The 23,689-nt window shown below is 72.3% G+C and carries 24 protein-coding genes and 1 pseudogene; 12 read left to right on the forward strand and 13 right to left on the reverse strand.

From position 1 onward, the window contains the following. Positions 1–8: 8 nt before the first annotated feature. Positions 9–1,043, reverse strand: coding sequence for an SIS domain-containing protein (locus tag BJ964_RS05650; RefSeq protein ID WP_188126804.1), 1,035 nt, complete (start codon positions 1,041–1,043; stop codon positions 9–11). 162 nt (positions 1,044–1,205) lie between these two features. Between BJ964_RS05650 and BJ964_RS05655 the strand changes: the two genes are divergently transcribed. Beyond that, positions 1,206–2,744 (forward strand): tetratricopeptide repeat protein, encoded by a 1,539-nt coding sequence (locus tag BJ964_RS05655; protein ID WP_188119689.1) that lies wholly within the window; start codon positions 1,206–1,208, stop codon positions 2,742–2,744. An 8-nt stretch (positions 2,745–2,752) separates the two neighbouring features. On the opposite strand, the gene BJ964_RS05660 is transcribed toward BJ964_RS05655, so the two are convergent. Then, positions 2,753–2,968, reverse strand: coding sequence for a biotin/lipoyl-binding carrier protein (locus BJ964_RS05660; protein ID WP_188119690.1), 216 nt, complete (start codon positions 2,966–2,968; stop codon positions 2,753–2,755). A 137-nt stretch (positions 2,969–3,105) separates the two neighbouring features. On the opposite strand from BJ964_RS05660, the gene BJ964_RS49495 reads away from it, so the two are divergent. Beyond that, positions 3,106–3,180, forward strand: a complete 75-nt coding sequence (locus tag BJ964_RS49495) for a 50S ribosomal protein bL37 (RefSeq protein ID WP_369700219.1) — start codon at positions 3,106–3,108, stop codon at positions 3,178–3,180. Positions 3,181–3,249: 69 nt separating this feature from the next. On the opposite strand, the gene rsrA is transcribed toward BJ964_RS49495, so the two are convergent. The 5 genes from rsrA to BJ964_RS05685 all read right to left on the reverse strand — a co-directional run bounded on the left by rsrA (position 3,250) and on the right by BJ964_RS05685 (position 6,294). Then, entirely contained in the window at positions 3,250–3,528 is a 279-nt protein-coding gene (gene rsrA / locus BJ964_RS05665; RefSeq protein ID WP_183216956.1) for a mycothiol system anti-sigma-R factor, read from the reverse strand. Positions 3,529–3,532: 4 nt separating this feature from the next. After that, positions 3,533–4,336, reverse strand: coding sequence for a sigma-70 family RNA polymerase sigma factor (locus tag BJ964_RS05670; RefSeq protein ID WP_188119691.1), 804 nt, complete (start codon positions 4,334–4,336; stop codon positions 3,533–3,535). 71 nt (positions 4,337–4,407) lie between these two features. Continuing rightward, a complete protein-coding gene (locus BJ964_RS05675) occupies positions 4,408–5,016 on the reverse strand; it encodes an alpha/beta hydrolase family protein (protein ID WP_188119692.1) in 609 nt (202 codons plus the stop codon). Positions 5,017–5,029: 13 nt separating this feature from the next. Further along, on the reverse strand, positions 5,030–5,425 hold the full coding sequence (locus BJ964_RS05680; RefSeq protein WP_183216962.1) for a WhiB family transcriptional regulator: 396 nt from the start codon (positions 5,423–5,425) through the stop codon (positions 5,030–5,032). 191 nt (positions 5,426–5,616) lie between these two features. Next, positions 5,617–6,294 carry an SOS response-associated peptidase gene (locus BJ964_RS05685; RefSeq protein WP_188119693.1) on the reverse strand — a complete coding sequence of 226 codons (678 nt, stop codon included), beginning with the start codon at positions 6,292–6,294 and terminating at the stop codon, positions 5,617–5,619. A 76-nt stretch (positions 6,295–6,370) separates the two neighbouring features. On the opposite strand from BJ964_RS05685, the gene aroA reads away from it, so the two are divergent. From aroA to BJ964_RS05715, 6 genes are all read left to right on the forward strand, one after another. Next, on the forward strand, positions 6,371–7,714 hold the full coding sequence (gene aroA, locus BJ964_RS05690; RefSeq protein WP_188126806.1) for a 3-phosphoshikimate 1-carboxyvinyltransferase: 1,344 nt from the start codon (positions 6,371–6,373) through the stop codon (positions 7,712–7,714). A 2-nt stretch (positions 7,715–7,716) separates the two neighbouring features. Beyond that, a complete protein-coding gene (gene rsgA, locus BJ964_RS05695) occupies positions 7,717–8,778 on the forward strand; it encodes a ribosome small subunit-dependent GTPase A (protein ID WP_188126805.1) in 1,062 nt (353 codons plus the stop codon). 89 nt (positions 8,779–8,867) lie between these two features. Further along, positions 8,868–9,668 carry a histidinol-phosphatase gene (gene hisN, locus BJ964_RS05700; protein ID WP_188119694.1) on the forward strand — a complete coding sequence of 267 codons (801 nt, stop codon included), beginning with the start codon at positions 8,868–8,870 and terminating at the stop codon, positions 9,666–9,668. A gap of 143 nt (positions 9,669–9,811) precedes the next feature. After that, positions 9,812–10,528 (forward strand): ATP-binding protein, encoded by a 717-nt coding sequence (locus BJ964_RS05705; protein ID WP_229806580.1) that lies wholly within the window; start codon positions 9,812–9,814, stop codon positions 10,526–10,528. A 29-nt stretch (positions 10,529–10,557) separates the two neighbouring features. Then, on the forward strand, positions 10,558–11,115 hold the full coding sequence (locus BJ964_RS05710) for a DUF5709 domain-containing protein (protein ID WP_188119696.1): 558 nt from the start codon (positions 10,558–10,560) through the stop codon (positions 11,113–11,115). Positions 11,116–11,201: 86 nt separating this feature from the next. Beyond that, positions 11,202–11,963, forward strand: a complete 762-nt coding sequence (locus tag BJ964_RS05715) for a carbohydrate-binding protein (RefSeq protein WP_188119697.1) — start codon at positions 11,202–11,204, stop codon at positions 11,961–11,963. Positions 11,964–12,667: 704 nt separating this feature from the next. On the opposite strand, the gene BJ964_RS05720 is transcribed toward BJ964_RS05715, so the two are convergent. Next, positions 12,668–12,901, reverse strand: coding sequence for a hypothetical protein (locus tag BJ964_RS05720; protein WP_188126807.1), 234 nt, complete (start codon positions 12,899–12,901; stop codon positions 12,668–12,670). Between the two features lie 85 nt (positions 12,902–12,986). Here BJ964_RS05720 and malQ point away from each other — a divergent pair, with 85 nt between their 5' ends. Further along, positions 12,987–14,996, forward strand: a complete 2,010-nt coding sequence (gene malQ / locus BJ964_RS05725) for a 4-alpha-glucanotransferase (protein ID WP_188119698.1) — start codon at positions 12,987–12,989, stop codon at positions 14,994–14,996. On the opposite strand, the gene BJ964_RS05730 is transcribed toward malQ, so the two are convergent. From BJ964_RS05730 to BJ964_RS05740, 3 genes are all read right to left on the reverse strand, one after another. Next, a complete protein-coding gene (locus BJ964_RS05730; RefSeq protein ID WP_188119699.1) occupies positions 14,951–15,289 on the reverse strand; it encodes a hypothetical protein in 339 nt (112 codons plus the stop codon). The two genes, malQ and BJ964_RS05730, sit on opposite strands and share 46 nt — an antisense overlap. A 63-nt stretch (positions 15,290–15,352) precedes the next feature. Beyond that, positions 15,353–16,618, reverse strand: a complete 1,266-nt coding sequence (locus tag BJ964_RS05735) for a DUF1501 domain-containing protein (RefSeq protein ID WP_229806581.1) — start codon at positions 16,616–16,618, stop codon at positions 15,353–15,355. Positions 16,619–16,622: 4 nt separating this feature from the next. Then, a complete protein-coding gene (locus BJ964_RS05740) occupies positions 16,623–18,173 on the reverse strand; it encodes a DUF1800 domain-containing protein (protein WP_229806582.1) in 1,551 nt (516 codons plus the stop codon). Positions 18,174–18,254: 81 nt separating this feature from the next. Between BJ964_RS05740 and BJ964_RS05745 the strand changes: the two genes are divergently transcribed. Beyond that, complete coding sequence (locus BJ964_RS05745; RefSeq protein ID WP_188119700.1) at positions 18,255–19,106, forward strand: spermidine synthase; 852 nt, start codon at positions 18,255–18,257, stop codon at positions 19,104–19,106. A 159-nt stretch (positions 19,107–19,265) separates the two neighbouring features. After that, the gene (locus BJ964_RS05750) at positions 19,266–20,114 is read left to right on the forward strand and encodes a translation initiation factor 2 (protein WP_188119701.1); all 849 of its coding nucleotides are present in this window, start codon (positions 19,266–19,268) and stop codon (positions 20,112–20,114) included. Between the two features lie 210 nt (positions 20,115–20,324). Here the strand turns inward: BJ964_RS05750 and BJ964_RS05755 are convergent. Beyond that, positions 20,325–21,317, reverse strand: a pseudogene (locus BJ964_RS05755) (TerC family protein); the annotation flags it as partial. 9 nt (positions 21,318–21,326) lie between these two features. Continuing rightward, positions 21,327–22,082, reverse strand: a complete 756-nt coding sequence (locus BJ964_RS05760) for a pentapeptide repeat-containing protein (protein WP_188119703.1) — start codon at positions 22,080–22,082, stop codon at positions 21,327–21,329. A 311-nt stretch (positions 22,083–22,393) separates the two neighbouring features. Here BJ964_RS05760 and BJ964_RS05765 point away from each other — a divergent pair, with 311 nt between their 5' ends. After that, on the forward strand, positions 22,394–23,644 hold the full coding sequence (locus BJ964_RS05765) for a lamin tail domain-containing protein (RefSeq protein ID WP_229806583.1): 1,251 nt from the start codon (positions 22,394–22,396) through the stop codon (positions 23,642–23,644). Positions 23,645–23,689 lie beyond the last annotated feature (45 nt).

Genomic DNA, 23,689 nt, shown 5'->3' on the forward strand with positions numbered 1-23,689 from the left:
GCCTATTTCTAAAGCGTGGTGGTGACCTTCTTCAAACCGCGAGGAGCATCGGGATCTTCGCCACGTGCCAATGCCAGCGCGAGCGCGAGCTGCTGCAACGGCAGGATGTCGAGCAGCGGCGAATAGCGCTCGTCGACGGCCGGCACGGCGAGCCGGGCCGAGGCGCCGGGCACGTCGGCGGCGCCGACGGTCACCACGTCCGCACGGCGCTCCCCGAGCCGGGTCACCACGTCCCGCATCGAGCGGCCACCCGGGCCGTCACCGACCACCGCGAGCACCGGCACGTCCGGGTCGGTCATGGCGAGCGGGCCGTGCAGCAGGTCGGCGCCGGAGAACGCGAGCGCCGGCAGGTACGACGTCTCCATCAGCTTGAGGGCGGTCTCCCGGGCGGTGGGGTACGCGTACCCCCGCCCGGTGGTCACCAGGCTGGAGGCGAACCGGTAGCGCTGGGCCAGATTCTCGGCCGACCGGTCGGCGAGCACCTCGGCGGCCAGCCCGGGCAGCCTGTCGAGGGCGGCCCGCTCGCCGGCGGGCAGCCTCCCGTCGCCGGCCCGGATGCCCTCGACCAGCAGCAGCAGGGCGAGCAGCTCGGCTGTGTAGGTCTTGGTGGCGGCGACGGCCCGCTCGTGCCCGGCGACCACGTCGATCGACAGTTCGGCGGCCTCCGCGAGGGGCGATGAAGGGTTGTTGGTGACCGCCAGGGTGAGCGCGCCGGTCTCCCGGGCCACGTTGAGCACCCCGGCGAGGTCGGGCGAGCCGCCGCTCTGGCTGACGCCGATCACCAGCGTGCCGGTCAGGTCGGGGCGGGCGCCGTAGAGCGTGATGGCGCTCGGGGAGGCGCTGGCCACCGGCAGGCCGAGCCGGATCTCGGCGAGGTAGGCGCCGTAGAGCGCGGCGTGATCGGAGGTGCCGCGGCCGACGAACAGGACGCTGCGCGGCGCCCGGCGGGCCACCTCGGCGGCCACCTCGGCGATGGCGCCGGCGGGCCCGTCCTCCAGCAGCCGCGCGAACCCGGCGGGTTGCTCCGCGATGTCCGCTGCCATCCCCAGGCCTCGCTGTGTCACGTGATCCTCCCCTTTTCGCGCGCTCCTTGCGCATTCTGTGCGCAGTCTTGCAAGAAACAGCTTACTCGGTCAAGGTTTCGTGCATGAACGAGCAAACGTGAGGACTGACAACGAGCGGCGCTTCCCCTAGGGTCTTCACTCGTGGATTCCCCCTCGGCCCACCGTGACCTCGCGCGTGCTCGCGACGCCCTCGAGCGCGGCGAAACCGCGTCCGCGGCCGGGCACATCGCCGCCGCCCTGGCCCACGCCCCCACCCTGCCCGACACCCACGAGCTGCTCAGCCGATTGGCGGCACGAGCCGACGGCGGGCTGGACCTGTTCCCGGTGGAGCCGTACGCGCCGGTCGGCCGGCTCGCCGCCCGGGCCCACCTGCTCGCCGCCACCGGGCGCCCCGAGGAAGGGCTGCCACTGCTCGCCGCCGCCAGCGGGCACAGCCCCGGGCTGGACTGGGCCGGAGTGCCCTGGGTCGGCGACCCGGCCCTCGGCGCGCGGATCGATCCGGGGGTGCTCGCGCGTACCGTGATGCGGCTCTGCACCGCGGTCGGTGACCCGGCCCCGGCCGGTTCGGTCACCACGCTGCGGCCGTACCTCGAGGTGGTCCGGCACGCGGTCGCCGCCCACGGCGAGCACGGCATGCTGCTCGGCGCCGGCTCGGCGCTGGCCCGCCGGCTCGGCGAGGTACGACTGGCCGTCGACTGGGCCGGACGGGGCTCCCGGGCACAGCCGTCCAAGCTCGCCGAGATCTGGCTGGGGTACGCGTACCGCAGCGCCGGCCGGATGCCGGAGGCGCTCGCCGCACTGCGCCGCGCCGTCGCCTACGACCCCGACGACCTCTCGGTGTACGCCGACGTCGCCGCCACCCTGGCCGACCTGGGCCGGCTCGACGAGGCGCTCCGCTGGACCGAACTCGCCCTGGAACGCGACCCGGACTTCGACTGCGTGGTGCACACCGCCCACCGGCTGCGCTACCGCGCCGACGGCGACGTCGCCCACCTGGTCGACCTGGCCGACTTCATCCGCGGCCACCCGGACGACGCCCACGAGCACACCGACCTGGAGGAGTGCTGCCGGGAGACGCCATGGCTGGGCGGGCTCCCGGCCGGGGCGCCGCTGCCCGCCGGCCGGGCACCGGTCAACGCCGAGCCGTCCGCCGACGCGCTGCACCGGCTGCAACGGATCTCCGGCGCCACCTGGCCGCACCCGCCGGGCGCCTACGACCGGGCGCTCGGGCTGGTCCTGGTCGAGCCGTGGGAACTGCTGGCCCTGCTCGCCCACCCGGAGACCACCCGCGCCGACCAGCAGAACGGGCTGGAGGTGTGGGCCTGCCTGGGCCTGCTGCACCACGGGGCCGAGGAGCCCTGGCCGGAGTCGAGCCGCCGCAGGCTGCTGCTCGGCCTGCTCGACGGCGAGGTGGACCGGGTGACCCAGGCCGCGCTGTTCGCCCTGGTCGCCTACGCCTGGGTGGACCCGGAGGCCCGGGCCGACGTGGCCGCCGTGGTGGCGGCCCGGCTCACCGAGACCGCCTCCCGGCCGAACGCCCGCGCGGTCGCCGAACTCGCCCTGGCCGCGCCCGCCCTGGACCGGCCGACCCGGGAACTGGCCTCGGCCACCATCCGTGTCCCGGCCGTCCCCCGTCAGCGGGGCCGGGGCCGCTCCCTGCTGCGCTGGCGCCGCGACTAGGACGTGCCCTAGTCGATGACGGCGATGAGGTCGCCCTCCTGGACCGTGTCACCCTCGTGCACGGCCAGCCGGGCGACCGTCCCGCCGGTCTCGGCGTGCACCGGGACCTCCATCTTCATCGACTCCAGGATGACCAGCGTGTCCCCCTGGGTGACGGTGGCGCCGGGCGCTGTCACGACCTTCCACACGTTGGCCCCCATCTCGGCACGGATCTCGTCCGCCATGGCTCGGCCTCCTCGTCCGTCGGCACGGTTCGGTGAAGGCCATCACATCACGGATCGGACGCGGGTGAGTCCGGTCCGGCCGGACCGGCCCATTACGATCGGCAACGAGTTCCAGCACCACGAACAGGAGACGCGACATGGCCAAGAAGGCTCGCAAGAAGAAGGCCCGTAAGAAGAGCGGCGCCAACCACGGCAAGCGCCCCAACAGCTGAAAAACGAGAAGGCCCGGCGATCGCCGGGCCTTTCGTCACCTCAGGTTCGTCCCCTCCGGGTTCGTCACCTCAGGGCAGGAACTCCTTGGTCTCCGTCTGCACCTCGAGCTGCCCCAGCTTGTGACGCAGCCGGTCACGCAGCTCGGCCGGCGCCCGCTCGTCGCCGCAGCACCGGCTGACCAGCGCCTTCACGTCGTGCTCGATGCCGAACTCGCGCAGGCAGCCGGCGCACTCGTCGAGGTGCTTCTGGATCAGCCGGCGGCGCTCCTCCGAGCACTCCAGGTCCAGGTAGAGATAGACCTCGCTCAGGACGATCCCGCAGTCGTTCTCGTTCTCCTCGGGCTCCATCTCGTCATGCCCCCTGCGGCTCGGAGGTCGCGGCCCGGGTGATGCCCCGGTCCGCCGCGTACTGCTCGAGCAGCTTGCGCAGGTTGCGCCGGCCGCGGTGCAGCCGGGACATGACCGTGCCGATCGGCGTGCCCATGATGTCGGCGATCTCCTTGTACGAGAAACCCTCGACATCGGCGAGGTAGACGGCGAGCCGGAAGTCCTCCGGCAGGGATTGCAGCGCTTCCTTGATGTCGCTGTCCGGAAGCCGGTCCAGCGCCTCGGTCTCGGCCGACCGCAGACCCTGCGACGTGTGCGACTCGCTCGACGCGAGCTGCCAGTCGGTGATCTCCTCGGTCGGCGCCTGCACCGGCTGCCGCTGCTTGCGCCGGTACGAGTTGATGTACGTGTTCGTCAGGATCCGGTAGAGCCAGGCCTTGAGGTTCGTCCCCTGTTCGAACTGGTGGAAGGCGGAGAACGCCTTCAGGAACGTCTCCTGCACCAGGTCCTCGGCGTCGGCCGGATTCCGGGTCATCCGCAGGCCGGCCGCGTACAGCTGGTCGACGAACGGCAACGCCTCACGCTCGAAGCGCTCTCGGCGCTCCTCGATCCGCTCCCTCTGGGCCACCCTGGACTCTCCCCTCGACCGCCCCGCCGAGGATACGGGTCGAGCCCGCGTGACGCTCTCGAAAACCGCGGGTGTGCTCACGCTCACCGACGGCGACACCTGCGGAGCCCCGGCCGCGGGCCACTCGGGGGAGCTCAGAAGGCCCCGCACCCGGTTCGCCCCCCGGCCGTCACGCTCGACGCATTCGGTACCGGCACGCACCACAGAACCCCTTCCCGCCGACAAAGTCTCATCCGCTGTAACGCCGGCCAGGGTTCCTCACATTCCCTATCTCAGCGCGCCCAGGAATGGCGGCGGAGCCATTCGATCGCGATCACCACCGAGTCGGAGAGGCCTTTGCGCAGATCGTGCACGGCGCCCGGCCGAACGGCCACCTCGACCGTGCCGGCCGGCTCCGGCACCCCGAACGGGTCCCGGTCACCGTTGATCACCAGTGCCGGCAGATCGGTGGGCAGCTCCCCCGCCCGGCTCTTCTCCGGCTTGCCCGGCGGATGCAGCGGGAAGGCCAGGGCGAGCACCCCCGCGGCGCCGAGGGTGGTCGCGGTCCGGCACGCGACGCGCGCTCCGCTGGAGCGCCCGCCCACGATCAACGGCATCCCCGGTACGCCGATCGCGCGCACCACCGCGGTCCAGGCCTCGTCGAGGTGCCCGGCCGGCGCGGGCGCACGACGGCCGGCCACCCGGTACGGCTGCGTGACCAGGGCGACCCGGACCCCGGCGGCCACCGCGGCGTCGCACACCGCCACCAGGTCCGGCGCGTCGACCCCGCCACCGGCCCCGTGACCGAGGACGAGCAGGGACAGCGCCGGACCGGAGGGGTCGCTGACGGCCACGACCGCGGGGCCGCGCGGCGTTTCGATTTCAAGATCCGTACGGGACACGAGTCCCGTTGTATCAGCGACTGACCGGAATCAGGTTGAGCAGACGGCGATCCTCGGCGTCCGGCGAGTCGTCGATCTCCTCACCGTCGGCCTGGATCCGCTCCCGCCAGGCCACCAGCATGGCCCGGCGCTCCCGTGGCGTGGTGCCGCCCCAGACGCCGTGGCAGTCGCCGACCTGGAGCGCCCAGGCCAGGCATGGGCCCTGCACCTCGCACGTGCCGCAGAGGGCGACGGCGCCCCCGGACGGCTCGTTCGGCGCGGGAAAGAACGTCTCGGGATCCACGCTGCGGCAGGCGCCCCGTGTGCGCCAGGCCTCGTCGGTACGTCGTTGCGCGATCGCCTCGAGCAGCCGCGGGTCGCGTCGCGCGATGGCTACCTCGTGCGGACGCGGCATGCGTGCTCGTGTCATCAGCCCACCTCCCCCGTGGGACCGGAACTGCTGTGGCGGCCAGGCCGCACCTTACGGTCCGGCACCACTCCGGCGCTGGTTTGTACCGCAGGGTACAAGATCAGAACAAGGGGGTGATCTATCTTGAAACAAAGTTGGCCAACGAGAATGGCCACATAAACCGACAAAGACCTTTGTTGATCTTCACTTGTTCAAAAAAGCGTTACCTGCGGATCGACTTCGATCAACTCCGGTCCGTTGTTGCGCACATTGCCGACCGTCGGTCCGACCGGACGGATTTCGATGGCTTCCAGTTCCCGTTCGGAGAGCGGGCGCAACAACCGCTCCGGCTCGCCACCGCCGGCCAGCCAGTCCGCCCACCGCTCGGGCGGCAGGACGAGCGGCATCCGGTCGTGCACCCGGGTCAGGCCGCCGACCGCCGCGGTGGTGACCACGCTGCACGTGAGCACCGACTCCGGGCCCCAGGCCGACCAGAGGCCGGCGAAGGCGAGCGGCGACCCGTCCGCCGGCGTCATGTAGAACGCCTGCTTCTCCTTGCCGTCGCGGACCCACTCGAACCAGCCGTCGGCCGGGACCAGGCAGCGGCGCTTGGCGAACGACGGGGCGAACGACCGCAGCTCGGCGACCGTCTCCGCGCGCGCATTGATCATGCGGGCGCCGACCTTCAGGTCCTTCGCCCAGTGCGGCACGAGACCCCAGCGGGCGGTGTCCAGCACCCGGCCCTCGTGCTCCTTCGACATCCGGATCAGCGGCACCGGGTCGGTGGGTGCGACGTTCCAGCTCGCGCGCAGCGGCTCGGCCACATCCACGGCCTCGAACAGCCTGGTGAGGTCCGCGTTGCTCCGGGTGGTCGCGTATCGCCCGCACATGGGCAGCACGGTACGCCGGTTTCGAACACTCGTCCGCCCCGTGACACTCCGGTGGGCCTCACACGTCCGCCTGGAAATGTCCCGGGAGGCGGGAAGGCGGGCCGGAACCGTCGTACGGCGGCGGCAGAATGGCGGCGTGACTGCAGAACCCCGTCCCTGGCTCGCCCCGACCGCCACCGGCCCGGTCACCACGACCGTGCGGCTGCCCGGCTCCAAGTCGATGACCGCCCGTGCCCTGATCCTCGCCGCGCTGGCCGACGGCCCCTCGGTGATCGAGGCGCCGCTGCGGGCCCGTGACACCGTGCTGATGGCGGCCGGCCTGCGTGCGCTCGGTGTCGAGGTGGACACCTCGGCCGACGACCGGTGGACCGTCACCCCCGGCCCGCTGCGCGGCCCGGCCCGGGTGGACGTGGGGCTGGCCGGCACCATCACCCGGTTCCTGCCGCCGGCCGCCGCGCTGGCCGAGGGCGTGGTCGAGTTCGACGGCGACCCGCACATGCGCAAGCGGCCGCTGCGCCCGATCGTCGCGGTGCTGCGCTCGCTCGGCGTGACGGTGGACGCCTCACCGATCGACGGCCTGCCGCTGACCGTGCACGGCACCGGCGTGGTGGCCGGCGGCGAGGCGGTGATCGACGCCTCGGCGTCCAGCCAGTTCGTCTCCGGCCTGCTGCTCTCCGCGGCCCGGTTCGCCAAAGGGCTGACCCTGCGGCACGAGGGCCCGCCGGTGCCGTCCGCGCCGCACCTGCGGATGACGGCGCACATGCTGCGGGCCGCCGGCGCGGTGATCGACGACAGCGTGGCCGACATGTGGACGGTCGAGCCCGGTCCGCTGCACGGCCGCACCTGGGTCATCGAGCCCGACCTGTCCGGGGCGGCGCCGTTCTTCGCGGCGGCCGCGGTCACCGGCGGCGCCGTCACGCTGGCCGGCTGGCCGGCCGACAGCTGGCAGCCGGTCGACCAGGCCATCGGGATCTTCGAGGCGCTGGGCGCCGAGGTCACCCGGTCCGCCGAGGGACTGACCGTGCGGGGCACCGGCACGCTGCGCGGCATCACCGCCGACCTCTCCGAGGTGGGCGAGCTGACCCCGGTGGTGGCGGCGCTGGCCGCGCTCGCCGAGGGGCCGTCCGAGCTGCGCGGGGTGGAGCACATCCGGGGCCACGAGACCGACCGGATCACCGCCCTCGCCACCGAGCTGGGCAGGGTGGGCGCCGGGGTGACCGAGTTCCCCGACGGGCTGCGCATCGTCCCGGGGCCGCCGCGCGGGGCCGCCTTCGAGACGTACGCGGACCATCGGATGGCGCACGCCGCGGCCGTAATCGGACTCGCCGTGCAGGGCGTCCACCTGACCGACGTAGGTTGTACCTCGAAGACGTTGCCCGAGTTCCCCGAACTCTGGGCGGGACTCGTGGCGAGGAGCTAGATCTGCCAGCGCGTAAACGGGAGTACGACGAGGACGACGTCCGGATCCGGCCGGGTAAGTCGTCGCGTCCGCGTACCCGGACGCGCCCGAAGCACGACGACGCGATCGACGGCCTGGTCATCACCGTCGACCGGGGACGGTACGGCTGCGTCCGCGAGGACAGCGGCGGCACCGAGGTGATCACCGCGATGCGGGCCCGCGAGCTGGGCCGCAAGTCGGTGGTGGTGGGCGACCGGGTGGCCCTGGTCGGGGACGTCTCGGGGGCACCCGGCGCGCTGGCCCGGATCGTCCGGATCAGCGACCGCACGTCGGTTCTCCGCCGGACGGCGGACGACGACGACACCACGCCCGAGGGCCGGCTGGAGCGGGTCGTGGTGGCCAACGCGGACCAGCTGGTGATCGTCAGCGCGCTGTCCGACCCGCCGCCGCGGACCGGGTTCATCGACCGGTGCCTGGTGGCGGCGTACGACGCGGACGTGGAACCGCTGCTCTGCCTCACCAAGGCCGACCTGGCCGGGCCGGAGGGTGTGCTCGGCTACTACGCCGAACTGGACCTGCCGCACGTGCTGGTCCGGCCCGGCAGCGACCTGGAGGAGCTGCGCGCCCGGCTGGCCGGCCGCATCTCGGTGCTGGTCGGGCACTCCGGCGTGGGCAAGTCGACGCTGGTCAACCGCCTGGTGCCGGACGCGTTGCGGGCGGTCGGCGCGGTCAGCGCGATCGGGAAGGGGCGGCACACCTCGACCAGCGCGGTGGCGCTGCGCCTGCCGGCGGTCGGCCGCTCCCGCCGGGACCCGGGCTGGATCGTCGACACTCCCGGGATCCGCAGCTTCGGGCTGGCGCACGTGAGCGCGGAGAGCCTGCTGCACGGGTTCCCGGACCTGGTCGAGGGCACGCTCGAGGATCAGCCGAACTGCGGGCACACGGCCGCGGAAGTGGACTGCCGGCTGGACGCCTGGGTGGCCGAGGGGAAGGCCGACGAGCGCCGTCTGGCGTCGTACCGTCGCCTGCTGGCCTCGCGTGCCGGTGAGGGTGACGTGCGCGACCAGCCCGCGGAGGGGGTCTGATCCCGCGGGACCGGGCCGCCGGGAAATCTGATCTTGGAAAGCGGGAAACCCGGCACGCTGACCGGCGCCGGATGGGCTAGCTTTTCGGCATGGCCGGATATGCCGACGATCTTGCGCTTGCCCACGTCCTCGCCGACTCGGCCGACACCATCTCGATGGCCCGGTTCCGCGCGCTCGACCTGAGGGTGGAGTCGAAACCGGATCTCACCCCGGTGTCCGACGCGGACACCGCCGTGGAGAAGGCGATCCGCGCCACGCTGGCCCGGGCGCGCCCCCGGGACGGGGTGCTGGGCGAGGAGTTCGGCCGGTCGGCCGCGGCCGCCGGCCCTGGCAGCCGGTACTGGGTGATCGACCCGATCGACGGGACGAAGAACTTCGTCCGCGGCGTACCGATCTGGGCCACCCTGATCGCGCTGATGGAGGGTGACACCCCGGTCGTCGGCCTGGTGTCCGCGCCGGCCCTGGGCCGGCGCTGGTGGGCCGGTCGCGGCCTGGGCGCGTTCGCCGGGAAGAACCAGCACTCGGCGACCCGGATCAACGTCTCCTCGGTGCGCCGGATGACCGACGCCAGTTTCTGCTACGCGAGCCTGAACGGCTGGGCCGAGATCGGCCGCCTGGACCAGATGATGGACATCCTGCTCGGCGTGTGGCGCAGCCGGGCCTACGGTGACTTCTACGGCTACATGCTGCTGGCCGAGGGCGCGCTGGACGCGATGGCCGAGCCGGAACTGTCGCTCTGGGACATGGCGGCGCTCATCCCGATCGTGACCGAGGCGGGCGGCCGCATCACCGATCTGGACGGGCGGCCGACCGCCGACAAGAGCTCGGTGATCGGCACGAACGGGCTGCTGCACGAGAGCGTGCTGACCGCGCTGGCCCGCCGGAGCTGACCCGCTCTTTCCGGCATACACGTCCCGGACCGGGGTACCACCTCGGACATGCCCGTCGAAGCGCCCTTTGCGGCTGATCGCGGCACCGGATCCGCACGCGCCGAAATGCGACGACGGGACGTGTTATGCACAATGGAGCGATCATGTCGAGCGAGGTTCGTCACCGGGTGGACCGTGACCGTGGCTACCCGTTGGTCCGGATCACCGGAGTGCTCGACGACGACACCGCCGCTCCGATCCGTACGGCGTTACTCGCCGTGCTCGCCACCCAGCCCGAGGCACTCGTAGTCGACGTGGCGGATCTGCGGGTGTCCCGGGCCGCCGCGGTGGCTGTACTGCGCGAGATCCGCGAGGAGACCCGGGACTGGCCGGGCAGCCACCTGATGCTCTGCGACCCGGCCGGCGCATCGGCCTGGCACGACACCGGGTGGCCGGTCTGGCCCGACCCGGCCGGCGCCATCGCGGCTCTCGGCCCGCCGACCGCCGATCACCGGGCCGGCCTGGACCTCGATCCGGTGGCGGGCGCGGCCCGGGCCGCCCGCGAGATGGTCACCGAGGCGTGCGGGCGCTGGGAGCGGCCCGGCCTGGCCGGCAACGCCTGCATCGTGGCGACCGAGCTGGTCAACAACGTGGTGGCGCACGCCGGTACGCCGATGCGGGTCCTGCTGGCGCTGCACGGCGCGACGATGAGCGTGGCGGTGCGCGACGGCTCCCCCGTGCTGCCGCGCTTCACCGGGCCGGTGCCGGTCACCTCGTACGGTGGTCGTGGCCTGTTGTTGATCGACGCGGTCTCGGCCCGCTGGGGTCATCTGGCGCTGACCGACGGCAAGGTCGTCTGGGCTCGCCTCGAAGGGGCATGAGCCGCCCTGGGCGTGGGTAGTCAACGGGCATGCGAGACAACGACTACCCGACTGAGGTCATCGATCCGGAGGCCTCCGGACTGCCGGACACCGCCGATGACGATTCGACCGCGTACGACGAGGTGAACAGCCCGCGGTGGAGCGACGGCCGGGATCCGGCCGCACTCGCCGGCACCGGACCGGGTGGGTCGAACCGGTTCGGCGACACCGCCGAGGAGCAGCGCCGGGGCGAGTCACTGGACCGCCGGCTGCGCCAGGAGGAACCGGACGTCGGGGCCGAGCCGGCCATCCCGCCGCGCCGCGACCCGCTGGACGAGACGCTCGACGATCCGGAGCGGCGTGACCTGGACCGGGACGTGTGGGGCCAGGGCCCGACGTCGGATCCGCGGTCGCCGATCTCGCTCTACGACGACGGCCAGCTGGACGACGACGATCCGCGCCGGGTGGGCCGCCTGGTCGCGCCGGACAGCGGTTCCGGCTGGGACGACGAGGCGGACAGCATCGCCTACGACGCGGGTGCGGCCGGTGGCGGCGCGAGCGCGGAGGAGCTGGCGATGCACGAGACCCGTGAGCCGGACTACGACTAGATCGTAAATTTCTCGGCGAAACCCTTGCTGAGAGCGCTCCCAGGTCCGCACAGTGCACCCTGCTGATCTGAAATGGGGGTTGTTCGATGCTGAGCGGGAGCCTGCGGCGTGCGCTGGCCGCGGCCGTGGTGGTCGTCTCCGGGGCCGGGGCGTCGACGGTGACACCCACCGCCGCCGTGGCCGACACGGTGAACCGCGTGGTGCTCCGCGACGACTTCTCCGGCGACCGCGGCGACACCCCCGACGCCGGCCGCTGGGACACCGGCGGCGACCGCCGGAACTCCGCCTGGCTGGACGGCGACGGACACCTTCTGCTCGGCTCGGCGCTGCGCACCGAGAAGACCTTCGGGCAGGCGTACGGGCGGGCCGAAGCGCGGATCCTGGTGAACCGGGAGGACGGCACACGGCGGCCCCTCGGGGTGCTCGGCGCCGACGGGCAGGCGCCGGCCGGACAGGTCGAGGTGCTCGGCTCCGACCGGGTGGACGGCGACGACTTCCACACGTACGCCGTCGACTGGACCCCGACCACGCTGACCTGGTCACTGGACGGCCGCGACGTCCTCCGCCTCACCCCGGAGAAGGACAGCCGGCCGTACACCTTCGTGCTGAGCCCGGGGTCCGGCGGTGGGTACCGCTCCTCCGGCATGGTGGTCGACGCGGTCACCGTCACCGCCCGGATCACCACCCCGGTCGCCTCGAAGTCCGCGCCGGCATGGCGGCCGTTCACCGCCTACCGGACCGGGGATCTGGTCTCCCAGCGCAACGTCGTCTACCGGGTGCGCGAGCCGCACACGTCCCTGCCCGGCTGGGATCCGACCCTGGTGCCGGCGCTGTTCCTCAAGCTCTAGAGAAACCCCTTTTCCGGTACGCGTGTCGCTGTCCCGCCATTTCAGGGCCGTCCCGTCCGGTCGGCGCGATCTCGCTGCCCGCTCCGGCCTGTGCCGCGCCCGCCGGGCGCAGATCGGTGCCCGGGCCGGTGGCCACTCGCTCACATGCCGCCGGTCACGGCCGCCCCCTGCTTCCGGCCGTAGCGCCGGTCACCCGGGGCGGGTGGTCACGGTTTGCCGGCCAGGCACCGGGATTGCCCGCTCCCGGCCGTAGCGCCGGTCCGGCTGGGCGGGTGGTCACGGTTAACCGAGGGTGGGTGGGTGCGCACGGCGGCAGTGTCGATTGTGGGTAGCCTCGGTGTCGAGTCGCGCATGGGGCCGCCGTCCGCCGCGTTAGGCAGAAATGCGGCTTTCACCGGAGACAGTCGCCCGTTTCGCCCGCTTTGCCCGCCGCTGTTGTGCGATCTTGAACGATTTACCATCGCCTCGGGTGGTAAATCGTTCAAGATCGCTCCGGGTGGCGCGTCCTGCTGTCGAGGGATTGCGGATTCGGCCGTAGGCAGCCAAGAAGGCTCCCTCGGGTGGCAAATCGTCCAAGATCGCTCCGTCTCAGCCCGGCGGGTGCGGCACAGGCCGGAGCAGGCAGCGAGATCGCGCCGACCGGACGGGACGGCCCTGATCGGAGCGGGACGAGGTCACGCGTACCCCCAAAGGAGCGAAGCGAGTCACCGGCGTCTGCGGCCGCGGGAGATCAGCAGGACCACGACGGCGATGACCCCCACCACGAACAGGCAGCAGAACACCCCGAAGAAGCCGAAGCCGCCCCGCCGCCCGCGGCGGGCCGCCTCGATCATCATCTCGCCGGTGCCGCTCGACGCCCAGGCCGCCGCCGGGACCAGCAACGCCATCGTCACGCCGGCCAATGCCGCGGTGAACCACTTCCTGATCACTGAGGTCATGTCAGCCATGTGCCCCATGCTGACGGATGTACGCAACGCGTGAGGGATCGTGTACGGAGTGGTTGCCGACCGAAGGGGACGGACGATGGACGCGGATCTGGTGGCGCTGGCCGGGGCACACGGGGTGGCCACGTGGTACGAGAACTGGCGGCGCAAACGCACCGACGTGGCCGCCGAGTCGGTGATCGGCGTGCTCGGCATGCTGGGCGTCGACGCGAGCACCCCGGCGGCGGTCCGTGCGTCGCTGGCCGCGGCCCGGCGCCGGGACACCGGTGACCGGCTGCCCGGCACGATCGTGCTGCGGGAGGGCGCCGGGCGGGCGCTGCCCGGGCCGGCCGAGATCCGGCTGGAGGACGGCGGCGTACGGGCGGTGGACCGGCGGCTGCCCGGTGACCTGCCGCTGGGCTGGCACCGGCTGCACTGCGGCGGCCAGGAGGTCACTCTCGTGGTGGTGCCCACCCGGCTGCCCGAGCCGCCGCACACCTGGGGCTGGATGGTGCAGCTCTACACGCTCCACTCGGCCGGCTCGTGGGGCATGGGCGACCTCGGTGACCTGCGCGACTTCGTGGCCGGGGCGGCCGGCGCCGGGCTGGTGGTGCTGAACCCGCTGCACGCGGTCACGCCGACCAGGCCGGTGCCGGCATCGCCGTACTCGCCGTCGAGCCGGCGTTTCGCCAACCCGCTCTACCTGCGGGTGGCCGACACCGGCGAGTACCGGCGGGCCGATCCGGCGCTGCGGGCCCGGGTGGACGCGCTGCGGCCGGCGCCGCCGGTGGACGGCCTGATCGACTACGACGCCGTGCTGGCCGCCAAGTTCGCGGCGCTGGATCTGCTCTGGCCGCTGGCCGGGCCGGTCGACCTGGACCGGGATCCGGGGCTCACCGACTTCGCCCGGTTCTGCGCGCTGGCCGAGGAGCACGGGCCGGACTGGCGGGAGTGGCCGGAGGAGCTGCGCCGCCCCGGCGCTCCGGCGGTGCTGGCGTACCGCGGTGACCGGATCGCCTTCCACGTCTGGGTGCAGGCGCTGCTGGAGGAGCAGTTCGACACGGCCGGGGAGGCGGCCCGGGAGCACGGCATGCCGGTCGGCATCGTGCACGACCTCGCGGTGGCGGTCGAGCCGGGCGGCGCCGACGGATGGCTGCTGCAGGACGTGCTGGCCATGGAGGCCCGGACCGGGGCGCCGCCGGACGCGTTCAACCAGCTCGGCCAGGAGTGGGGCGGGGTGGCGTGGCGGCCGGACCGGCTGGTCGAGACCGGGTACGCGGCCTACCGGGACATGCTGCGGCGGATCTTCCGGCATGCGGGCGGGCTGCGGGTCGACCACGTGGCGGGGCTCTGGCGGCTGTGGTGGGTGCCGTCCGGCCTCGGGGCGGCCAAGGGGACGTACGTGCACTACGACCCGGAGGCGATGCTGGGGATCCTGGCGCTGGAGGCGTACCGGGCCGGGGCCGTGGTGATCGGCGAGGACCTGGGGACGGTCATGCCGGTGGTCACCGAAGGGCTGGAGCGGACCAACATGCTGGGCTCGGCGGTGCTCTGGTTCACCCGGGACGAGGTGGGCGGCTACCGTCCTTCGGCCGGATATCCGCGCAACGCGCTGGCCAGCGTCTCCACCCACGATCTGCCGACCGCTTCCGGCTTCCTGGCCGGCGAGCAGGTCGAGGTACGCGCCGCGCTGGGTCAGCTGACCGGCCCGGTCGAGCGGGAGCGGGCGGCCTGGCGGGAGGACCGGGGGCAGTTGCTGGACCGGCTGCGCGCCGAGGGCCTGCTGAACGGGGCCGAGCCGGCGGCCGAGGAGGTGGTGACGGCCATGCACGAGTTCCTCGCCCGTACGCCCTGCCGTTTCGTCGTCGCCTCGCTGCACGACGTCCTGATGGAGCACCGCCAGCCGAACCTGCCGGGCACCTTCGACGAGTACCCGAACTGGCGCATCCCCCTCGACCGGGATCTGGCCGGTGTGGTCGACGATCCGCTGTTCCTCAGGGTGGCCGGGATCCTCGGCGGCCGGCCGCGGCCGCTGCCGGGCCGGCATCCGGCGGCCGGGACCGCTCAGATCGCCAGCGGCTCGGGTGGCGGGTCGTCGTCGAGCGCGTAGAGCATCGGGTGCAGCGGCAGGTAGGTGGGCTCCTGCCGGCAGCGGGCCGGCGGGACCAGGGAGGAGCGGTGCCGCGGGTGTTCCCGGCAGTGCCGCAGCGCCCGGGTGACGGCGTCGTCGTGGTGCCGGCCACCGCCGTACTCGCCGCAGCCGGTGCAGTCCCACCGCCAGAACGGCGCGCCCTCGGCTGAGGCGTGGCGGCGGATCCGCAGCGGCGGCCCGGCCGGGGACCGGTCCGCCGCGGGCTGCCGCCGCTGCGCGCCGATGATCTCGGCAAGCAGGTTGCTCAACATCCGATCAGTGTGGAACGCACCTGATGGGACTTATAGAGGTTTTGCCGAATATCGTCCGGTTCGTCACCTGGCGGTGACGATGCCCAGGCCCGCAGCGGTGACGCCGGGGAACACGCCGTTCAGGTCGGCCACCCCGCACCGGGAGCGCAGGATCTCGCCGATCACCGCGCGGTAGTCGGTGGTCACCGCCAGGTCACCGTCGCGCAGCTGGGCCTCGGTCAGGCCGGGCCACCGGCCGTACACCTTGCCGCCCTTGACGTTGCCGCCGAGGACGAACATGGCGTTGCCGTAGCCGTGGTCCAGACCGCCCGAGCCGTTCTGCGCCACCCGGCGCCCGAACTCGCTGATCGTGATCACGGTGACCCGGCGCAGGTGGTCCGGGCCCAGGTCGGCGGCGAACGCGGCGAGCGCGGTGGCGAACGCCTTGAGCTGGTCGTACATCCGCTTGCCGGGCGCCGCGACGCCGAGGTTCTCGTGCATGTCCCAGTCGCCGGAGTCGACCGTCGCGCTCAGCAGCCCGCTGTTCGTCTTGATCAGCCGGGCCACGTCGCGCAGCGCGTTGCCGAGGTCGCTGCCCGGGTAGACCGCGCCGTTGGCCGGCGTGTACGCCTGGGCCCGCAGTTTCGCGACCTGCCGCAGGCCGCCGGTCAACTGCCCGGCGGTGCCCCTGAGCGAGGTGGGCGCGTCCTCGAACAGCCTGGTCATGGTGGCGGCGATCGGCCGGTCGGCCTGGTCCCCGGTGAGCACCATCCGGTCGATCGCGGTGACTCCGACGTACGGCGCCGGCCCGCCCAGGACCCGGGCCGGCATGGCGGTTCCCATCGCGACCGCCTGGAACGGGTCGCCGGAGCCGACCGTGCCGAGCATCCGGTTCAGCCAGCCGGTCCGCAGCGAGGTGCCGGGGGCCGCCCGCTCCAGCTCCTCCATGGCGGAGAAGTGCGACCGGTTCGGCGCCGGCTGGCCGACCGCGTGCACCGCGGCGAGCTTCCCGCCGGTCCAGTACGGCAGCAGCGGCGCCAGCCCCGGGTTCAGCCCGAAGAACGCGTCGCCCCCGATCAGCTGCGCCTTCGGCACCCCGATGGCCGGCCGGGCGGCGTAGTAGGCGGGGTCGCCGGCCGGCACCACGGCGGACAGCCCGTCGAAGCCGCCCCGCAGCGAGATCAGGACCAGCACGTCACCGGCGTACGCCGGGTCGGCCGCGAAGGCCAGGCCGGTGTCGACGGTGGCCCCGGCCACTCCGGCGGCCACCCCGGCGCCGGCCGCCAGCAGCCGCCGCCGGGAGAGCACGGCCTGCCGGTTGTCCTCGCATCCACACACGGAAGTCGTCACAGGCTCACCTCAACGCGAAGGACGGGGAGTTCAGCAGCATCCCCATCAGGTACGGGTACATCCAGCCGGCCGCCGGGTCGTTCGCCTTGAGCGGCGACGCCGGCGTCTTTCCGTAGAATTCGGCCAGCGCCGCGATCTGCTTCGCGGTGGGTGCGATTCCGCACAGGCGGACCGCGGTCTTCTCGATCAGCGCGCCGTAGGTCGCCGGCAGTGCGCCCACCGTCCCGGTGAGCAGTGACGCGGGCCGGACCAGCGTCTCCGGCCACCAGCCGGCCGCGATCGACAGGTGGAAGTTCCACCGCACCAGCAGCCCGGACGGCGAGGCCCAGGCGGCGGCCACGTCCGGGTAGCCGTTCGGCGGCCCCCAGGCCAGCGGCGCCTGACCGGCGTCGCGCGCCATCCCGTAGAGGCTCTCCAGGAACTTGGTGCCGCTGGTGGCCGGGCCGTAGCCGAGGATGCGCACGGTCGCCGCCAGATCCTCGTACGGTGTCCGGGTCTTGGCCCCGATCGACGCCGCGAACTCGGCGGACCCGAACAGCGCCCGCAGCACTGGCGCGATCGCCGACCGGTTGTCGAGGTAGACCTTGACCAACGTGGTGATCAGCGAGGCGGGCGGCTCGTCGGCGACGAAACGGACGCACAGCCTGGTGACGATCCGGCGGGCGGTCAGCGGGTGCAGCGCCAGGTGGTCGAGCAGGGCCAGCGCGGCCGCCTCGCCCCCGGTCGCGGTGGTGTTGGCGTGCTGGAAGTCGAGCACCCGGATCGCCCCGGTGGCGTGCTCGGCGGCGTCGTACCGGTACCGGCCGGTGGCCCGGTCCACGGTCAGGCCGGTGAACAGCCGGGCGGCGTTCTTCACGTCGGCCTCGGTGTGCCCCTGCCCCACGGTGTGCAGTTCCAGCAGCTCCCGCCCGTAGTTCTCGTTGGGCGCGGCCCGGGTCGAGTAGCGGTTGTCCAGGTAGGTGAGCATCGCCGGGTGCCGGGCCGACGCCTTGAGCAGGTCGGAGAACTTCCCGAGGGCGTGCTTCCGGATCATCGTGTCGTAGTCGGTCCGGCTGTCCCAGACGTCACCGGACGGGCAGGTCACGTTGAGGTGGTTGCTCCAGAGGTCGGTCATCACCTCGAGCAGCTGCCGCTCGCTCCAGAGCGCCCGGGTCAGGGCCGCGTAGCCGAGCTGCCACATCGGCTCCCAGCCGTACTGCTTGAGGGTGCCGGCGGCGACCCGGGCACGGATCTCGTCGATGCCCAGCCGGGCCAGCGGCAGACGGGCGAGCACGCCGTCGGCCACCGGGTCGGCGATCGAGGACGGGTCGAGCTGCCGGTCCAGCCACGCCTTGGCGCCCAGCCGCCGGATCTCGGCGATCGAGGACGGGCCGGGCCCGAAGGTGGCCCGGCGCAGCAGGTGCAGCAGCGGGTCGGCGGGCAGGAAGGCGGCCGGGGCCGGCGCGGCCGCGGCGGCGACGGCGGGCGCGCCGGTGGCCAGGGCGGCCGCGGCGCCGGCCGCGGCCATCCCGCCCATCACGCCGCGACGGGTCAACGTCTGCTCGGAGATGCTCACAGGTCAGTGGTCGGATGTTTCCGATGGGACCTGTGGGTTCCCCGCGCCGCGCTACCCACCTGCTACCGGGATACTTGCCCGATGGCACAGCGCAGGGCGTCGCGACGGCGGGTGGAGACGGTCGCCTCCGGGGTCGCCGAGCTGGTCCCCGACCCGGACCGGGACACCGCGTGGACCCTGCTGCTGGACGGCGCCCCGCAGTCGCACGTCGACCTGGCCGACCCCACCCACCTCCAGTTCGAGTACATCCGGCGGATGGCGGCCGCGATCGATCTGGCGGCCCCGGCGGGCCGGCCGCTGCGGGTGCTGCACCTGGGCGGCGGCGCGCTGACGTTGCCGCGCTACGTGGCCGCCACCCGGCCCGGCTCGGCGCAGCGGGTCGTGGAGATCGACGGGCCGCTGGTCGAGCTGGTCCGCTCGGCGCTGCCGTTGCCGTCCTCGGCCAACATCCGGGTCCGGGTCGCGGACGCCCGGGCCGCCGTGGAGGGGATGCGCGACTCCGGCTACGACCTGATCGTCCTGGACGTCTTCGCGGGCGCCCGGACACCCGCCCACCTCGCCTCGGCCGAGTTCGCCGGCGAGCTGGCACGGATCCTGGACCCGGCCGGCCGGCTGATCGCCAACGTGGCCGACGGCCCGCCGCTGCGGTTCGCCCGCGGCCAGGTGGCCACGATCCGGGCCGCGCTGCCGGAGGCCTGCCTGGTGGCCGACGCCGGGGTGCTGCGCGGGCGGCGCTTCGGCAATCTCGTGGTGGTCGCCGGGCGTACCCCGCCGCCGGTCGCCGAGCTGTCCCGGCGTGCCGCCGGGGACTGGTTCCCGGGCCGGGTGGAGACGGATCTGGACCGCTTCGCGGCCGGAGCGGCACCCGTACCGGACTCCGCGGCGGTAGCCTCTCCCCTGCCACCGCAAGGCCTTTTCGGTAACCGAAAGTAACTGCCGAGAGGCCGAAGGTGCACCAATGATCACCGTGTTGTGTCGAATTCTCGAGTTCGGGTGTGATTCACGCCCGGCCACTGGCAACACCGGCGGTAGCCGGTTGTAATCGATGCTGTCGCGAGATCTGATCGCGGCGACCACCGGGGGAAGGCGAGCATGTACCACCAGCACTTCCTGTCCGCCACCGGCTCGGACCTCGGACCGCTCGACAGCGGTGAGCGGGTGCTGTGGCGCGGCCGCTGCGCCGTCGCCGAGTACGCGTTCGACGAGGCCTCGTCGCTGCCCCGGTGGACGCTTCCGGAGGAGACCGACGTCATCGTCACGGATCGCCGGGTGCGGTTCGTACACGTGGCCGACGGCACGCAGAGTAGTGGCGAGCTGTTCTGGCTCTGGCCGCAGCACCTGCGTGTGCAGCCCGGCAACCGGGAGACCGGCCGCAACGCCACGGTCACCCAGATCCAGCTCGTCTGCGTCGGTCCGGCCGGCACCTATCCGGCGCTGATCTTCGCGGGCGGCGACCTGGCGACGGTCGGCGACGCGGACCGGCTCGCCAACCTGCTGCGGAAGACCATCGCGCACTTCCGGGTGGAGAACGCCGACCTGATCGGCGTCCCGGCGCCGCAGGTGCGGATGCTGTCCCGCCTGGCGATCGGCCCCGAGTTCAGCAACTTCCAGGGCGGCACGGGCCAGACCGTGACCGTGCTCGGCTCGGTGCCGGTGCCGGCCCCGGAGCAGCCCGAGCCCGAGCCGGAGCCGGTCCACCAGGACGACACCCCGGTCTCCGGGCCCCGCGCCCACGCCGATCGTCCCGGCCGGGAGGCCGACGCGCTCCGTGCGGAGGAGGCGATGCGCGCCGAGCAGGACTCCCGCAGCGCCGAGCCGGATCTGGCGTCGCGCGCGGCCAGCCTGGCGGCCCGGGTGGCCAACCTGGTCTCGGAGGCTCCCGACGGCGGGCAGACGAACCTCTCCGCCTACCTCGACGGGGAGTACGGCTCAGGGCGCTGACGGGGCGAAGCAGTGCCCCGCGGCGACCCGCTCGTCGTGCCGCCGGTGCGCCCGCTGGAGCAGGTCCATGAGTTCGGCCTGCCGGCGGACCCGGGCCCGGTGCCGCTCCGGCAGCCGCTTGAGGTTCTCCTCCTCGGCCAGCAGCCGGTGGTAGATCTCGTCGCAGTAGGCCGGATCGGTCTCGACGTCGAGGAACTGGGTAGCGTGCCGGCGGGCGGCGGCCACCGAGGTGCGGGCCCGGCCCTCGGGGCTGAGCAGCGAGGCGATCACGGTGATCAGCAGGACACCGACGATGACGCCGAGCGACACGGCGGTCGGGATCTCGACCACGTCGACCGGCTCGCCGCCGTTGATGAACGGCACGTTGTTCTCGTGCAGGGCGTGCAGCACCAGTTTCACGCCGATCAGCGCGAGGATCGCGGCCAGCCCGTAGGACAGGTAGACCAGCCGGTCCAGCAGCCCGTCGATCAGGAAGTACAGCTGCCGCAGCCCGAGCAGGGAGAAGGCGGTGGCGGTGAAGACCAGGTAGACGTTCTGGGTGAGGCCGAAGATGGCCGGGATCGAGTCCAGCGCGAAGAGGATGTCGGTGCCGCCGATCGCCACCATGACCAGCAGCATCGGGGTGAGCACCCGCTTGCCGTCCTGGTAGGTGAAGAGCTTGTCCCCGTCGTAGGTGTCCGAGGTGTGCAGGAACCGGCGGGCCAGCCGGATCACGATGTTGTCCGGCGGCTCGCCCTCGCCGTCGTGCTTCTCCTTCAGCAGGTTCCCCGCGGTGACCAGCAGGATCAGGCCGAACAGGTAGAAGATCCAGGCGAACGAGTTGATCAGCGCGGCGCCGAGCAGGATGAACCCGGTCCGGGCCACCAGCGAGACCACGATCCCGAAGAGCAGCACCTTCTGCTGGTCCGCCCGGGGCACCTTGAAACTGCCCAGCAGCAGTAGGAAGACGAACAGGTTGTCGACCGAGAGCGCCTCCTCGGTGACGTATCCCGCGAAGTACTCGGCGCCCATCGTGGAACCGCCGAACACCCAGACCCCGACCCCGAACAGAATGGCGATGGAGACGTAGACGGAGGTCCACAGGGCGGCCTCGCGCAGCCGGGGCACATGCGCCTTGCGGACGTGGAAGAAGAAGTCGAACAGCAGGAGACCGACGATTCCGAGGACGGTCAGAACCCACACCACGCCGGACACCTGCTGCATCCACCCATCCTAGAGTCGATCGTCGTCCGTCACTGCGGCTCGCAACTGTGACGGGGTCAGGAAGAGAACCCCGTCCAGATTCGCGCCGCGCAGATCCGTACCCCGCATGTCGGCTCCGGTGAAATCGGCCCGGCGCAGGTCGGCGTCGCGCAGATCGGCGCCGATGAGAAGCGCGCCGCGGAAACTGGCGCCACGCAGATCGGCGCCGCGCATGCGGCGGCCGATCAGGCGGGCGCCGCTGTGGTCCGGCCCTCTGCGGCCCGCCCGGGCCATCTCACTCGCTCTGCGCAGAAGCGGGACAACCTTTCCCCGGTACGCGTCCACGTCCATTTCTCGTAGTTCGGCCGGCGACCGGCCCGCCATGGCATCGGTCTCGTCGAGAGCGGCGCGCAGCCCGGGGTGCAGCTTCCGCGTCTCGGCCAGTTCCAGCGCCTCGGTGAGGTACCACATCAATTCGTGCAGCTGACGCATCACCGGCAGCACCGCGAACATGTCCCCGGCGATCTTCGGGGTGGACCGCCAGTCCCGCCCGCCGAACGTCTCCTGGGTGATGCGCTGACCCGCGCCGAAGCAGTCGAACACCACGCAGCCGTGGAAGCCGCGCGGTTCCAGCCGTTCGTGAATCGTGCAGCGGAAGTCGGCGCCCAGGTTGCGGCAGGGCTGACCGGCCGGCTTGTCGACGGCGAAATCCGAGGAGCGGGCGAAGGCCGGGGCGACGCAACAGAGCGCAGCGCACCGCGCACAATCAGCAGTCAAGTCAGTCATTTCATCCGATTCATAGAACTGCGGGTTTCGCGCACCGGACAGTTATCGGCGAAAACGGGCGGCTGACTGAAATCGCCCAATATCACCGCGGCCGGTACCTGCGTCACTTTACCGACAGGGGTTCATCGGGCCGTTTACCTGCGCTTTTGATCACTGAGTGCCTTGAGGGACCACATGCGGGTAGCACCAGCGGGTAGGGTGCCCAGGCGGGATGAACGATAACCATGCGCATCGATTCTCGATAGCGTCAACGTTCAATGCCGGAGCGGGCGCTCTGGGTGCTGCCCTCACCACGGAGGATCTCTAAAGACATGCAAAGACGACCGAAAACGATTCTCGGCAGCGTCGCCGCCGGTGCACTGGCCGCCACCGCGGCGGTGTTCGGCGTCAGCCCGGCGTCGGCGGCGACCGCGCCGACCTTCGACATCGTCCCGCTGCGGACCGGGTACGGACCGGTCGAACTCACCGGCTCGGCCGAGGCCAACGACACGGTCACCCTCTACGAGTGGGCCTACGTGTACAGCGAAGGCTGGGGCCAGGCGGAGCTCTCCCAGCACACCGCCAACGACTACGACCAGCCGCGGAACGAGGACGGGACGTGGCCGCCGATCACCACCAAGGCTGACGGCTCCGGCAAGTGGAGCATCACCCGGAACCTCGACTCCGGCCACCGGATGATGGTCGGCACCAACGACGGGTACTCACAGGTCCGTCTGGCCGCGCTGCGGGTCAAGGCCGACCTCAACGTGAGCGTCAGCGGCACAACGGTGAACTTCGCGGTCAGCACCGACCCGTCGCAGCCGGGTCTGCCGATCGAGATCCAGCGCTACGACAACGGCACCTGGGTCAGGAACGTGGCCACCGGCGCGACGGTGCAGGAGGGCGAGGCCGCCACCTGGAGCGGCTCGGCCGCCGGCCAGGCGGCCGGCACCTCGTACTACCGGGCGTTCCTGGAGGACGCCGATGACGAGGACTGGGCGGACAAGTCCAACTACATCGTCGCGAACTACTCGGAGAGCCAGTCGGCCACCGTCGGAAGCGGCAGCGGCCACGGGGTGCCGCCGGCCAACCCGACCCCGTCGCCGGTCTACGACACCGGTGTGGTGACGACGCCGCCGACGACGCCCACCACCAAGCCCCCGACGACGACGCCGACCAAGCCGCCGGCGACGACCCCGGCCGGCCCCGCGGTGGGTTCGATCCAGTTCACCCGGATCCAGTACAACGCTCCCGGCGTGGACAAGAAGACGAACAAGAGCATCAACGGCGAGTACTTCCGCCTCACGAACAAGACCAAGAGCACCGTCAACCTCAAGGGCTGGACCGTGCGGGACGCCGCCGGGAACCTCTACCGGTTCACCGCGAACTACTACCTGGGCGCGGGCAAGAACGTCTACGTCCGCACCGGTAAGGGCTCGAACACCTCGTCCACCCGCTACTGGGGCAAGACCAAGCACGTGTGGAACAACGGCGGCGACAGCGCGCTCCTGCGCACCGGCGCCGACAAGACGATCGACACCTGCAAGTGGACCAAGCCGGGCAGCGGCTACACCAACTGCTGATCTGTCTCAGCGACAACGAGAACGGCCCTCCGGGAGCATCCCGGA

Source organism: Actinoplanes lobatus (assembly GCF_014205215.1).
In the GTDB taxonomy this organism is placed as follows: Bacteria; Actinomycetota; Actinomycetes; order Mycobacteriales; family Micromonosporaceae; genus Actinoplanes; species Actinoplanes lobatus.

Coding starts and splice junctions, on each gene's coding strand:
- BJ964_RS05650 (WP_188126804.1), bottom strand. CDS start 1,043: ATGGCAGCGGACATCGCGGAGCAACCCGCCGGGTTCGCGCGGCTGCTG.
- BJ964_RS05660 (WP_188119690.1), bottom strand. CDS start 2,968: ATGGCGGACGAGATCCGTGCCGAGATGGGGGCCAACGTGTGGAAGGTC.
- rsrA (WP_183216956.1), bottom strand. CDS start 3,528: ATGGAGCCCGAGGAGAACGAGAACGACTGCGGGATCGTCCTGAGCGAG.
- BJ964_RS05680 (WP_183216962.1), bottom strand. CDS start 5,425: ATGACACGAGCACGCATGCCGCGTCCGCACGAGGTAGCCATCGCGCGA.
- BJ964_RS05685 (WP_188119693.1), bottom strand. CDS start 6,294: ATGTGCGGGCGATACGCGACCACCCGGAGCAACGCGGACCTCACCAGG.
- aroA (WP_188126806.1), top strand. CDS start 6,371: ATGTCCCGGGAGGCGGGAAGGCGGGCCGGAACCGTCGTACGGCGGCGG.
- hisN (WP_188119694.1), top strand. CDS start 8,868: ATGGCCGGATATGCCGACGATCTTGCGCTTGCCCACGTCCTCGCCGAC.
- BJ964_RS05705 (WP_229806580.1), top strand. CDS start 9,812: ATGTCGAGCGAGGTTCGTCACCGGGTGGACCGTGACCGTGGCTACCCG.
- BJ964_RS05710 (WP_188119696.1), top strand. CDS start 10,558: ATGCGAGACAACGACTACCCGACTGAGGTCATCGATCCGGAGGCCTCC.
- BJ964_RS05715 (WP_188119697.1), top strand. CDS start 11,202: ATGCTGAGCGGGAGCCTGCGGCGTGCGCTGGCCGCGGCCGTGGTGGTC.
- BJ964_RS05720 (WP_188126807.1), bottom strand. CDS start 12,901: ATGACCTCAGTGATCAGGAAGTGGTTCACCGCGGCATTGGCCGGCGTG.
- malQ (WP_188119698.1), top strand. CDS start 12,987: ATGGACGCGGATCTGGTGGCGCTGGCCGGGGCACACGGGGTGGCCACG.
- BJ964_RS05730 (WP_188119699.1), bottom strand. CDS start 15,289: ATGTTGAGCAACCTGCTTGCCGAGATCATCGGCGCGCAGCGGCGGCAG.
- BJ964_RS05745 (WP_188119700.1), top strand. CDS start 18,255: ATGGCACAGCGCAGGGCGTCGCGACGGCGGGTGGAGACGGTCGCCTCC.
- BJ964_RS05750 (WP_188119701.1), top strand. CDS start 19,266: ATGTACCACCAGCACTTCCTGTCCGCCACCGGCTCGGACCTCGGACCG.
- BJ964_RS05760 (WP_188119703.1), bottom strand. CDS start 22,082: ATGACTGACTTGACTGCTGATTGTGCGCGGTGCGCTGCGCTCTGTTGC.
- BJ964_RS05765 (WP_229806583.1), top strand. CDS start 22,394: ATGCAAAGACGACCGAAAACGATTCTCGGCAGCGTCGCCGCCGGTGCA.